This window comes from Actinomadura sp. ATCC 39365 (genome assembly GCF_054392275.1).
Map to the genome: position 1 here is coordinate 151,844 of NZ_CP184335.1, position 12,074 is coordinate 163,917.

Here is a 12,074-nt window from a genome sequence, read left to right on the forward strand (position 1 = left end):
TCATTCACGCAGCGCAGTCATTCAACTACTATCCGTGACGACAGTGATCGGTGGCGCCCGGCGAGCGGCTACGCGGGACGCAGCAGTTCCTCGCGCCTGGTCAGCAGCCGCGACTGCTCGGCCAGCAACTGGACCCGCCGCCCCCTCAGGTGCGCCCTGGTCTCGCGCACCCACTGCGCCAGCTTCTGCACCTCGGCCCTGGTCTTCTCGATGCGCTGATGCTTGAGCACGTCGCTGATGATGTTGTCGAAGAAGGCGTCCACGAACCACCGGGTGTCCACCTTGGGCATCACCGGCCGGGCCGCGATCCCGGTGTCGGCCAGCTCGCGGGAGAAGACGTCCAGGGCCCGCTGGGCGTGCCAGGCGGCCTTGTCGGCGCTGGTCAGCCTGTCGTGCTCGAAGGCGTCGGCGATCAGGCCGCCGCCGAACACGTCGAAGGTGGAGGCCGTCCTGGCGGAGCCGAGCAGGCGCAGCACGACGGCGAGCGCGTCGTGCGCGCCCTGCCCCGCCTGGTGGGCCTCGTCGCACTCGCGCAGCTCGGCGCTCAGCCGGTCGAGCGCGGCGCCGAGGTCGGCCAGCTCCCGCGCACACGGGTCGCCGCTCCTGATGAGCTGCTGCTCCTTCTCGACCAGCAGCCGCGCGTACTCGCGGGAGGCGGGGTCGAGCACCTCCAGCTCGGCGTCGGCCGCCGCGACATCGGCTTCGAGCTGCGCGAGCCGGGCGCGGTGACCGTCCACGCGTTCCCTGGCCACCACCACCTCGGCGCGCTCGCGCGCCAGCCGCTCCTCCCGGTTGCCCAGCATGCGGGACAGGACGGCGGACAGCCCGCCCTCCAGCCGGGCGACGTCGCGCTCCTCGTCGGCCAGCTCGGACTCCAGGCCCTGCAGGGTGTCGCGGACTTCCACGATCTGCTGCGCGGCGTTCTTGCGCAGGCGCCGGACGTGCTCGGCACGGTGCATCCGGGCGGACGCCTCGCGCAGCCGTTCGTCAAGTTCCGGGGAGAGGGTCACGCAATGACGACGAACGGGCCGGACCAGACGTTCCTCAGGCCCCGTCCGGCTCCCAAAGATCAACACAGACCCCCGAAGCTCCTCCCGAGCAGCCAGAGAGCCGGAACCCCACCGGCTTGACCTTGACGCGACGTCAAACTGTTCAATGAGGGCATGCGGATCGGCGAGTTGGCCGCGCTGGTCGGGGTTTCGACCCGTACCGTGCGCTATTACCACCACCTGGGAGTCCTGCCCGAGCCTGAACGTCTTCCCAACGGCTACCGGGAGTACCGGCTGCGCGACGCCGTACGGCTGGCGCGGGTGCGGCATCTGGCCGCGCTCGGGCTGTCGCTGGAGGAGTTGCGGGACGCGCTGGCCGACGACGGGGGCGCGGACTTCCGGGAGGCGTTGCAGGAGCTGGACGCCGACCTGGCCAGGCAGCAGGAGGCCATCGCGGCGCGGCGGGCCCGGCTGGCCGCGTTGCTGGCGCAGCCCGGCCTGAGCCCGGAGTCGATGATGTCCCCCGACGCGGCGGCCGTGCTGCGCGACCTGGGCGGCGGCGGGTCGGCCTTCGGGGCGTTCGACCACGAGCTGCTGACCCTGGCCACCATGTTGTCCGACGAGGAGGGCCAGGCGGGGCTGGCCGAGCTGATGCGCCCGATGACCGAGCCGGGCGCGCTCGCCGCCGGGCACGAGCTGTACCGGCGGCTCGACGAGCTGGCGGACGCGCAGCCCGGGGACGAGCGGATCGGGCCGCTCGCCGAGGACATGGCCGCCCACATACCGGACGAGCTGGCCGGGATGGTGCCCTCCGGCCCGGGGGCCGACCTGTCCTGGATGGAGGCGATGACCGGGGAGTTGTCGCCCGCGCAGGCGGAGGTGCTCCAGCTGCTCTTCACCAAACTGACGGAGACCGAGCCGAAGGAGAAGACGTGATCATGGGCGTGGTGCGCGCGGTCCTCAGGTTCGAGCTGGCGGGGCTGACCAGCGTGGCCCTGTGGGCGGCCCGACGGCGGCACGGCGTTCCGGCGGGGGCGATCGCCGTGTCGTACGCCAAGGAGCAGGCGTTCACCCTGGGCCTGTTCATGTTCGCGATGGTCGTCGAGACTGCGGTCGTGGACCTGCTGCTGGTGGTGAACGACGTGCCGGCGGCGATCCGCGTGCCGGTGCTGGTCGGCGACCTGTACAGCCTGCTGTTCGTCGTCTTCATGGCCGCCGCCTCCGTCACCAGGCCCCACGTGGTCACCGAGGACGAGCTGCGTATCCGGTACGCCGCCTATTTCGACCTCCGCGTGCCCCGCGACCTCATCGCCTCCGTCCGGACCGCCCAGAGCTACAACGAGACGGGGCTGATCAACGTGGACGGCGGGCGGCTGGGCGTCGCGGTCGCGTCGAGGACGAACGTGACGGTGGAGCTGACCGAGCCGGTCGTCGCGGTGCGGCCGCTCGGGAAGCGGGCCGAGGTCACCTCGATCCGCTTCTTCGCCGACGACCCCGCCGCCGTGGTCGCCGCCCTGCGCTCCCCCACGCACACCACCATGTGAGAGATCCCGGGCGGGCGGGCCCGCCCGGGATCGTCCGATCAGCTCGCCGACTGCGAGGTGACGGCGGCCTTGCTCTTCGCGGCGGCGGCGGTCCGCGGCGGGATGCCGTTCAGGTTGAAGGCGAACCTGGCCGTGGAGTCGGCCACCGCGTCGGCGTCCACGTCGAGCGCGGTCGCGTTGATGTTGGCGATCGTGTCGCACGCCTGGTGGTAGCAGGAGTCGTAGGGCTGTCCGGCGACGCCGCCGAACAGCGCGGCCTCCTCCGGCGTCTTGATGCCCTCGGCGCCGGTGAAGATGCCGCCCGCGGGGATGCCGACCGCGATGAACGGCCCGTAGTCGGAGCGTCCGTCGAAGTCGGTGCCCACGGTGGGCAGGTGGCGGGAGGCGTAGAAGTCGGCGAGCTGCCGCTCGATCTGCGCCGATCCGGGCGGACCGGCCGGCGAGCCCTGGCCGTCGGAGTCGTCGCCGTCGTACAGCTTGTACGCGTAGTTGGGCGAGGCGACCATGTCGAAGTTCAGGTAGACCCTGATCCGGTCGCGCTGCGCCTGGGACAGCTTCTCGACGTACTGGTCGGAGCCGAGCAGGCCGATCTCCTCGGCGGCCCAGAACGCGAAGCGCACCTTGTTCTTGACCGGGAAGAGCGCCATCTCCTCGGCCACTTCGAGGATGGTCGCGCTGCCCGAGCCGTTGTCGTTGATGCCGGGGCCGACGGTCACGCTGTCGAGGTGCCCGCCGACCATGACGACGTTGCGCGGGTCGCCGAACCGGGACTCGGCGATCACGTTGTCGTTGGTGCCCAGGACGAGGTTGGCGTCGACCTTGAGCCGCACGGTCGGCGAGCCGGTGGCCAGCTCGTTGCCGACGGCGAAGTCGGCGAAGACCATCGGCACGTTCGCCCGCCACTCGCCGATGTCCAGCGGGAACGCGTCGGTCCGGCCCGGCTGGCCCTCGTTGAACACGATGATCCCGGACGCGCCCGCCCGGCCCGCGTTACGGATCTTCAGGGCGAACGCGCAGGTGCCGCGCTGGATGAGCGCGATGCGCCCAGGGACGAACCCGGCGAAGTCCGACTCCTCGCAGCCGCTGGTCGAGGTGGGCGTCGGGGTCGGGGGCAGGATCAGGTCCACGCCCTGGACCTGCGCGGTCACGTCCCCGGCGGGTGACGGCTGGAAGGAGTAGAAGTCCTCGTTCGGCACGTACGACTTGGCGTCCGGCGCGGTCCGGTTCAGTGTGGGCGGGCTGTTCTCGGTCCAGCTCTCGACGAAGTTGATCGGCTGGAACGTGACCTTGTAACCGGCCTTGCGCAGCTTGCCCGCCACGTAGTCGCGGGAGGCGTTGTAGCCGGGCGTGCCGGCGGCGCGGGTGCCGCCGTTGGCGTTGGCGATGGATTGGAGTGCTTCCAGGTGCTTCTTCACGTTCTCGCCCTTGACCTGCTTCACCAGCAGCTTGGCGAAGACGTCGTCGAGCGGGCCCGCGCTCGCCGGGACCGCCATGGCGACGGGTAAGGCGAGAGCGGCGATTAACGCGATGATGATTCTGCGCATGCAGGCTCCCCTAGGAGTGAGATGCGGAGAAATCCCCCGAGCCGCAGTGATTCGCAAGGTAGCCGGTCGAAGCACCCCTGAGAAGGTCTACCGGCCTACGCCAGTGCGTCAATATCCGGACACTACGGTGACTCGGCTCGCCGGGCACGGGCGCGACGCTTGCCCTCGTGCATCGCCTGGACGCGGGCCACCGGGATCGTGTGCCCCTCCGCGACCAGGTCGGCGGGCAGCTCGCGCGGCTCCGGCATGAGCTCGGCCCACGGGTCGCGCCCGCCGAGCAGCCCGGCCGCGTTGTGGATGGTGAAGTCGGCGGGCACGACCCGGTCGAGCTCGTCCCAGGGGACGGGGAACGAGACCGGCACGCCCGGCCGCACCCGCGGGCTGTAGGCCGACACGACCGTCGCGCCGCCGGCCCTGGTGGAGTCGATGAACACCTTGCCCGCGCGGTCCTCCCTGATGAAGGCCGTCGTGGCCAGCGCCGGGTCGAGCCGTTCGGCGCGGGCGGCCAGGGCCCGGGTGGCCGCGGCCAGGTCGTCCACGGCGGTGCCCGGCGGGACGGGGACGAACACGTGCACGCCCTTGGCCCCGCTGGTCTTGACCGCGCCCGCCAGCCCGGCGTCGCCGAGCGCCTGGCGGACGAGGTGGGCGGCCCGTACGGCGAGCGGGAAGGAGTCGTCGCCCTCCGGCGGGTCGAGGTCGAGGATCATGTGCGTGGGCCGGCCGTCCAGGAACAGCGCCGGGTGGTACTCGACGGCCCGCTGGTTGGCGAACCAGAGCAGGGTGCGCCGGTCGTCGCACAGCGCGTACGACACCTCCCTGCGGGACGCCTCGGCCCAGACGGTGACCGTCCTGATCCAGGAAGGGGCGTATTTGGGCAGGTTCTTCTGCATGAAGGGTTCCTGGCCCGGCCGTACCCGCAGCACCGACAGCGCGCGCCCACGCAGCGCCGGGACGATGCGGTCGGCGACCGCGTCGAGGTAGTCGATCAGGTCGCGCTTGGTGGCGCCGGACCCGTCGAACAGCGGCTGGTCGAGGTTGGTCAGAGCGACGTCATCGGCGGTCACCCGCCCCACGATGCCCACTGGCCCGCGCCCGGGTCAACCACGGACGGACCGGGCGAGTTCCCGCGAGGAGCCGATCTCCTCCCGAAGCCGGGCGACCGTGCGGCCGGTCTCCGACGCCGGGTCGGCCGTGTACATGACGATCACCAGGTCGGGCTGGCCGGGCACGGCCAGGGTCTCGTACCCGAACTCCAGCTCGCCCAGCTCGGGATGGCGCAGGCGCTTGACCCCGTACGTCTTCTCGGCGACCCCGTGCTCGGCCCACAGGCGGACGAAGTCGGGATCGGCCGACAGCTCGGCGACCAGCTCGGCCAGCAGCGGGTCCTCCGGGTGGCGGCCGGCGTACAGCCGCAGGTACGCGACCGTGTCGGCGGCCACCTCGGCCCAGTCGGGGTAGAGGGTGCGCGTGTGCGGCGCCAGGAACACCTGGAGCAGCTGGTTGCGCCGGCCGTCCGGGACGCCGGTGAAGCCGCTGACGCGGTCGGCCAGCGCGTTCCAGGCCAGCACGTCCATCCGGGGCCCGAGGACGAAGGCGGGCATGCCGTCGGCCAGGTCGAGCAGCCTGCTCAGTCCGGGACGCAGGACGGGCCGGCTCACGTGCCTGGCCGGCCGGAGCAGGTCGCGCAGGTGGGCGCGTTCGGTGTCGTCCATGCGCAGGACCCGGGCGACGGCGTCGAGCACGGCGTCGGAGACGTTCTGGACGCGTTCCTGCTCCAGGCGGATGTAGTAGTCGACGCTCACGCCCGCGAGCAGCGCGACCTCCTCGCGCCGCAGGCCGCTGACCCGCCGCCGCCCCGACGCGGGCAGCCCGGCGTCCGCCGGATGGATCCGGGCCCGACGAGAACGGAGAAACTGCCCCAAATCACCTTCCACCGCTTCAGGGTAGTACCGCCATTACCAGGAAAAGCCGTGCGCTGGGTAAGTCCGTCCGGCTCGGCCAGGGTGAGAGCCATGACGAACTACGAGAACCTCTCGGGCCGCATCGCCGTCGTGACCGGAGCCGCCAGCGGCATGGGTGAGGCCACGGCCCGCCTGCTGGCCGCCAACGGCGCCAAGGTGGCCCTGCTCGCCCGCCGCGCCGACCGGCTGGCCGAGCTGGCCGCCAAGATCGACGCCGACGGCGGCACCGCGCTGCCCGTCACCGTGGACGTCACCGACGACGCGAGCGTGGCCGCCGCCGTGGAGATCGTCCATACCGGGCTGGGCCGGGCCGACCTGGTCGTCAACGCGGCCGGCGTGATGCTGCCCAACCCCGTCCAGGACGGCCGCCTCGACGAGTGGACGCGCATGCTGGACACCAACGTCGCCGGCGTGCTCCGCGTCACCGGCGCCTTCGCGGCCGACCTGCTGGCTGCCGCCGACGCCGGGCGGACGGCCGACCTGGTGAACATCTCCTCGATCGGCGCGCACGTCACGTTCCCCAACTACGCGGTCTACGGCGCGACCAAGGCCGCGCTGACCCACCTGTCGGCCTCGCTGCGCCCGGAGTTCGGCCCGCGGGGCGTGCGCGTGACCAACCTCGAACCCGGGCTGACCGCGACCGAGCTCGGCGACCACATCGACAACGCCGAGCTGGGCGCGCAGCTCGCCGGGATGTTCGAGGCGTTCACCCCGCTGACCGCCGACGAGATCGCCGACCTGATCGGCTACACGGTCAGCCGGGCCCGGCACGTCAACCTGCGCCAGGTGGTCGTGCTGCCGACCGCCCAGGCGTAGCCGGGAAGCCCGCGCGCGTCCGGCGTGTTGACGCCTGCATGGACGATCGTTTCGCGGATCAGCGCGTGATCAGGCACCTGCTGCACGAGGCCGGGACGTGGGTGTTCGTGGGGCTCGGCGACGACCCGCAGCGCACGGCCTACGACCAGGCCCAGCGCATCCAGGCGCGCGGCAAGAAGATCATCCCGGTCCATCCGGCGGGCCGGCCGGTCCTGGGCGAGCCGGGCTACACGTCGCTGGCCGAGGTGCCGGTCAAGCCCGACGTGGTGGCGGTCTACCGGCGTTCTGAGTTCGCCGGCCAGGTCGTGGACGAGGCCATCGCGGCCGGCGCGGGCGCGGTGTGGCTGCCCATCGGTGTGATCGACGAGGCGGCCGCCCAGCGCGCCCTCGACGCCGGGCTCGACGTCGTCATGGACCGCTGCCCCGCGGTGGAGTGGGCGTTGCGCCGCAATCCCTGATCGCGAGGTACGGTGCGGTGAGGGAGGGCGGATCCATGGAAGACGACCACATCACCACGATCGGCACTTGCTTCGCGTGCAAGCGCACGTTCCCCTACACCGCCGCGAACGTCACCATGATGACCATCGACCCGGAGACCGGCCTGCCTCCGGACCGGACGGTGCTCGGCACGCAGCGCGAGCCGACCCCGGAGGCCCTGGCCCGGTCGGTGCCCGAGCCCGTCTGCCCCGACTGCCTGACCAGGGCGCGCGAGTTCAAGGAGCGCATGAGCTCCCCCGCGCCGTTCGAGACCTGGCGCCGGCCCGGCCCGAACTGACCTCATCCGGCCGGCGGCCGGGCGCTCTCGGCGCACAGCTCCTGGTAGGCCAGCGCCAGCAGGGTCACCACCGCCGTGCCCATCGCGGGCCCCACCACGAGCGCCGCCGACAGCTCGCCCGCGTGCCAGCCCGCCGCCATGATCGCCGCCGACGTCAGCACCGTGACGCCGAACGTCGCCGCCCACAGCGGCAGCAGCCGCAGGTAGGCGAACACCAGCGGGAACGCCGCCCACACGAACGGCGCCGCCGCCACCGCGAGCACGGCCCAGCACCCGGTCACCAGCCCCAGCCACACCCGCCCGGGCATCGGCCGCGGCGGGCCGCCCTGGAGCACCTGACCCACGCCGTAGAGCAGCCCGAGCAGCACGCCCCCGGCGGCCTCGGCGGACCGCCCCTCGCCCAGCACGGCCGCCAGGGCGATCACCAGCGACGCCCAGAAGGCGCCGTGGACGGACCACCTGAGCAACCGCAATACGGAAGACAACCACGGAAAGTCCATAACTGCTCACCAACAGTAATGGATGCTTCCCGGTCCTGAGAAGGTCAGCGGCGGCGCAGGGTGAGGACGAAGTACAACACCCCGGCCAGCAGCAGCGCGATGACCACGCCGATGTTGGCCGCCCCGAACGTGCTGTTCCTCAGCTCGTCGCTCATCAGGAACCCGACGACCGCCGCGATGTGCTCGTCCGCGGACGTGATCAGGCCGACGCCCACGACCGAGGCCACCACCAGGGAGACCAGCCCGGCCGGGTTGAGGGCGGGCGCGCCGGGGCGCAGCAGGCGCTCGTCGTAGGCGCGGCCGCCGTCGCGCAGCCGCCACATGTCCACCAGGAAGATCGCCACCCAGGCGGCCATCACCACGCCGATGATCGCCAGGAACGCCTGGAAGGTGCCGAAGAAGTTGTCGGAGACGAACAGCAGGTAGTAGCCGCCGAGCACCATGAGGAGCCCGTCGATCAGCACCGCCAGATGCCGCCTGACCGGCACGCCGAGCGCCAGCATCGACAGTCCCGACGAGTAGATGTCCATGATCGCCCCGGCCAGGAAGCCGCCGATCGCGGTCAGCAGGTATGGCAGCAGGAACCAGGTCGGCAGTGCCGCCGCCAGCGCGCCCACCGGGTCGCCGCCCGCGGCCTCGGCCAGTTTCGGGTCGCCGCCGGCCAGCAGCACGCCGAACACCAGCAGCACCATCGGCGGCAGCGCGCCGCCCAGCGTCGTCCACAGGGCCACCGACCTGGGCCGGGAGCCGGCGGGCAGGTAGCGGGAGTAGTCGGCGCCGCAGTTGACCCAGCCCAGGCCGAGCAGGGTCATGGAGAGGATGACGCCGCCCACCCAGCCGCCGGGGCCCGCCGTCGTCTCCAGCGAGCCGCCCAGCTTGGGCAGCATGAGGATCAGGTAGACGACGGTCAGCACGACGAACGCGTACGTCAGGTAACGCTGGACGACCATGATCATGGCGTGGCCGTACACGCCGACGGCGATCACGACCAGCGCCGAGACGGCGAAGCAGCCGGCGACGGCGGTCGTCTCGGGGATCCCGGGCGCCACGCGGCGCAGGATGGCGGCGCCGCTCTGCGCGGCGAGCGTGACGAGCACGATCTCCCAGCCCACGTTCGAGACGTACGACAACACCGCGGGCAGCTTGTTGCCCTGGTACCCGAAGGGCGCCCGGCCCAGCGTCATCGTCGGCACGCCGGACCGGCTGCCCGCGACGGCGACCAGGCCGACCAGCAGGAACGACAACGCGTACCCGACCGCGCCGGTAACGACGGCGGGGACGACACCGAGGCCGAGCCCGACGACGTACACGCCGAACGCCACCCCGAACAGGGACAGGTTCGCCCCCGCCCAGGGCCAGAACAGGTCGGACGGTCTTCCGTGCCGCTCACTGTCGGGGACGGCGTTGATGCCGTTCCGCTCCACGGCCATCGTGTCCATGATCACTTGCTCCTTCGCGGGGGCCCGGCAAAGAAATCATTGTCCGCCTAGGACGATATTTCCCAGCCTGGGGGGAATCATGATCGCTGCCCCTGTTCCGCAGAGAGGTCGCGATGCAGGCACCCGGTTCCGACACGCGCAGGCGGGCGCTGGGCGTGTGCCTGGTCGCGGCGTTCATGTCGGGCCTGGACGTGAGCATCGTCAACGTCGCCCTGCCCTCGATCCGCGCCGGCCTGCACGCCTCGGACGACGGGCTGCAGTGGACGCTGTCCGGCTACGCGCTCACGTTCGGCCTGCTGCTGGTCCCGGCCGGGCGGATGGGCGACGCCAGAAGCCGCAGGACGCTGTTCATGTGGGGCGTGGTGCTGTTCACGGCGGCCAGCGCGGCGTGCGGCTTCGCCTGGAGCATGCCGGTGCTGATCGCGGCCAGGCTCGTGCAGGGCATGGCGGCCGGGATGCTGAACCCGCAGGTGTCCGGCCTGATCCAGCAGATGTTCCTGGGCCACGAACGCGGCCGGGCCTTCGGCGCGCTCGGCGCGACCATCGGCGTGTCCACCGCCGCCGGGCCGCTGATCGGCGGCGCGCTGGTCACCGGGTTCGGGGCCGAGCAGGGCTGGCGGTGGGTGTTCCTGGTGAACCTGCCCATCGGGATCGCGCTGCTGCCGCTGGCCTGGAAGTGGCTGCCCGAGCCCGCCCCCGGCCCGGTGCGCACCGGGCGGCGGGAGAGCATGGACCCGGTCGGCGTGCTGCTGCTCGGCGTGGGCGTGGCGACGCTGCTGCTGCCGTTCATCCAGCAGCACCAGTGGGAGGGCGAGGCCAAGTGGCTGCTGGTGCCGGCCGCGCTGCTCGTGCTGGCCGGGTTCGTGCTCTGGGAACGGCTGTACCGCAGGGAACCGCTGGTGGACCTGACGCTGTTCGCCATGCGCTCCTACAGCCTCGGGTCGGCCATCGCCCTGTTCTACTTCGCCGGGTTCACCGGGATCTTCTTCGCCTTCACCCTGTACCTGCAGAGCGGCGAGGGCTACAGCGCGCTGCTGGCCGGGTTGTCGATCACGCCGTTCGCGCTGGGGTCGGCCGGGTCGTCGGTGGTCGGCGGCAGGCTCGTCGGCCGGGCGGGCAGGAAGCTGGTCGCGGTGGGGCTCGGGACGGTGATCGCGGGCCTGCTGGCGACCATGGTGGCGACCCTGCTGGTGCCGGGGGCCGGCGTGGGCGCGGCGACCGCGCTGCCGCTGCTGGTCGCGGGCATCGGCAGCGGCCTGGTGATCTCGCCCAACCAGGCGATCACGTTGTCGGAGGTGCCGCCCGCGGGCGGCGGCAGCGCCGCCGGGGTGCTGCAGACCGGGCAGCGGCTCGGGTCGGCGATCGGCATCGCGGCGGCGGGCTCGGCGTTCTTCGGCTCGCTGCCGCAGGGCTGGCCGACGGCCTTCCGGCACGGCCTGTGGGTGGTGCTGGGGTTCGTGGTCATGGCGCTGGCCGCCGCCCTCTACGACCTCTTCCGCTCCCGCGCCGCCCGCTGACCGGGCGCCTACAGGTCGGCGGGGTCTGGTTCGTCCTCGTCGCCGTACTCGGCGGGGGTGAGCGGGCCGCGCGCCCTCGCCGGCCCGCGGTCGGGGATGCGCACCCGCCGGACGGGCTCGGGCTCCCCCGGCACCCGGACGGTGAGCCCCGGGGCGAGCAGCTCGACGTCGGCGTCCTCGGGAGTGCGCCGTACCCACAAGGACGCCGCCAGGGCCAGGGCGAGCAGCAGCTCCGCGGCGTCCCCGCCGTAGTACATGATCTCCGCCGCACCCTTGAGCTGGTCGGACGGCGCCGGCAGGGCCAGCCAGCCGGCGTACATGACCCGGGACAGGCTGGCGTGCACGGCGATCGCCACGCCCACCACGGCCAGCCGTACCGGCACCGGCGGGCGGCGCGGCGCGGGGTCGGGCCCGGCTACGACCCAGGCGAACAGGTAACCGGCCAGCAGGAAGTGCGCGTGCACCGGCGGCGCGGGGACGAGCCCGTACAGGGGCGTGCAGTACAGGGCCGCCATGCCGCCGGCGCTGAGCGCCAGGGCCGTCCACGGGTTGGCCAGCAGGTGGACGGCGGGCCCGCGGAGCGTCCTTGTCAGACGGCCGGCCTGCGCGACCGGCAGCGAGCGCAGCAGCAGCGTCACCGGCGCGCCCAGGGCCAGGGCAAGGGGCGCCAGCATGCCGATCAGCAGGTGCTGCAGCATGTGGCCGCGGAAGTCGGTCGCGGCCAGCGAGGCGACGGGGTCGGTGAGCGCCACGGTCACCAGCGCGCAGCCGCCGGCGAAGCTCGCGGTACGCCACCGGCTCCACGTCGTCCGCCCGGCCAGCACCACGTACGTCACCAGCACGACGAGCGCCGGCGCGGCCCAGAACCCGCTCAGATGGTGATGATGCGGCACAGATCGATCACCTCGCCCATGGTGTGCGGCAGCCGCCCACCGAGGACCGGCGGCATGCCCGTGGCGCCTCCCACTTGATCCACTATTCGAGCGGGA

The 12,074-nt window shown here is 72.4% G+C and carries 13 protein-coding genes; 6 read left to right on the top strand and 7 right to left on the bottom strand.

Annotated features, from left to right (window positions below):
* Positions 1-68 precede the first annotated feature (68 nt).
* A complete protein-coding gene (locus tag ACNF49_RS00865) occupies positions 69-1,010 on the bottom strand; it encodes a hypothetical protein (RefSeq protein ID WP_482942497.1) in 942 nt (313 codons plus the stop codon).
* Positions 1,011-1,163: 153 nt separating this feature from the next.
* Here ACNF49_RS00865 and ACNF49_RS00870 point away from each other — a divergent pair, with 153 nt between their 5' ends.
* Together ACNF49_RS00870 and ACNF49_RS00875 are read left to right on the top strand one after the other, a co-directional pair.
* Positions 1,164-1,925, top strand: coding sequence for a MerR family transcriptional regulator (locus tag ACNF49_RS00870; protein WP_482942498.1), 762 nt, complete (start codon positions 1,164-1,166; stop codon positions 1,923-1,925).
* Positions 1,922-2,533 (top strand): hypothetical protein, encoded by a 612-nt coding sequence (locus ACNF49_RS00875; protein ID WP_482942499.1) that lies wholly within the window; start codon positions 1,922-1,924, stop codon positions 2,531-2,533. The genes ACNF49_RS00870 and ACNF49_RS00875 overlap by 4 nt, the downstream gene beginning before the upstream one ends.
* Before the next feature lie 38 nt (positions 2,534-2,571).
* Here the strand turns inward: ACNF49_RS00875 and ACNF49_RS00880 are convergent, their stop codons facing one another.
* The 3 genes from ACNF49_RS00880 to ACNF49_RS00890 all read right to left on the bottom strand — a co-directional run bounded on the left by ACNF49_RS00880 (position 2,572) and on the right by ACNF49_RS00890 (position 6,011).
* Complete coding sequence (locus ACNF49_RS00880) at positions 2,572-4,077, bottom strand: M28 family metallopeptidase (protein WP_357967064.1); 1,506 nt, start codon at positions 4,075-4,077, stop codon at positions 2,572-2,574.
* A gap of 122 nt (positions 4,078-4,199) precedes the next feature.
* Positions 4,200-5,141 (bottom strand): DNA polymerase domain-containing protein, encoded by a 942-nt coding sequence (locus tag ACNF49_RS00885; RefSeq protein ID WP_482942500.1) that lies wholly within the window; start codon positions 5,139-5,141, stop codon positions 4,200-4,202.
* Between the two features lie 33 nt (positions 5,142-5,174).
* On the bottom strand, positions 5,175-6,011 hold the full coding sequence (locus ACNF49_RS00890) for a helix-turn-helix transcriptional regulator (RefSeq protein WP_482942501.1): 837 nt from the start codon (positions 6,009-6,011) through the stop codon (positions 5,175-5,177).
* A gap of 78 nt (positions 6,012-6,089) precedes the next feature.
* Here ACNF49_RS00890 and ACNF49_RS00895 point away from each other — a divergent pair, with 78 nt between their 5' ends.
* The 3 genes from ACNF49_RS00895 to ACNF49_RS00905 are packed head-to-tail and all read left to right on the top strand — an operon-like array spanning position 6,090 to position 7,629.
* A complete protein-coding gene (locus tag ACNF49_RS00895; protein ID WP_357967058.1) occupies positions 6,090-6,854 on the top strand; it encodes an SDR family oxidoreductase in 765 nt (254 codons plus the stop codon).
* Between the two features lie 38 nt (positions 6,855-6,892).
* Positions 6,893-7,312 (top strand): CoA-binding protein, encoded by a 420-nt coding sequence (locus ACNF49_RS00900; protein WP_482942502.1) that lies wholly within the window; start codon positions 6,893-6,895, stop codon positions 7,310-7,312.
* Positions 7,313-7,347: 35 nt separating this feature from the next.
* Positions 7,348-7,629 (top strand): hypothetical protein, encoded by a 282-nt coding sequence (locus ACNF49_RS00905; protein WP_482942503.1) that lies wholly within the window; start codon positions 7,348-7,350, stop codon positions 7,627-7,629.
* Positions 7,630-7,631: 2 nt separating this feature from the next.
* Here ACNF49_RS00905 and ACNF49_RS00910 read toward each other — a convergent pair whose 3' ends face one another.
* Both ACNF49_RS00910 and ACNF49_RS00915 read right to left on the bottom strand, forming a co-directional pair.
* On the bottom strand, positions 7,632-8,096 hold the full coding sequence (locus ACNF49_RS00910; protein ID WP_482942504.1) for a hypothetical protein: 465 nt from the start codon (positions 8,094-8,096) through the stop codon (positions 7,632-7,634).
* A 77-nt stretch (positions 8,097-8,173) separates the two neighbouring features.
* The gene (locus tag ACNF49_RS00915) at positions 8,174-9,568 is read right to left on the bottom strand and encodes a purine-cytosine permease family protein (RefSeq protein WP_357967048.1); all 1,395 of its coding nucleotides are present in this window, start codon (positions 9,566-9,568) and stop codon (positions 8,174-8,176) included.
* Between the two features lie 113 nt (positions 9,569-9,681).
* Between ACNF49_RS00915 and ACNF49_RS00920 the strand changes: the two genes are divergently transcribed.
* Complete coding sequence (locus tag ACNF49_RS00920; RefSeq protein WP_482942505.1) at positions 9,682-11,085, top strand: MFS transporter; 1,404 nt, start codon at positions 9,682-9,684, stop codon at positions 11,083-11,085.
* 8 nt (positions 11,086-11,093) lie between these two features.
* Here the strand turns inward: ACNF49_RS00920 and ACNF49_RS00925 are convergent, their stop codons facing one another.
* Positions 11,094-11,978: a cytochrome c oxidase assembly protein gene (locus ACNF49_RS00925; protein WP_482942506.1), complete on the bottom strand. Its 885-nt coding sequence runs from the start codon at positions 11,976-11,978 to the stop codon at positions 11,094-11,096.
* Between the last annotated feature and the right edge of the window lie 96 nt (positions 11,979-12,074).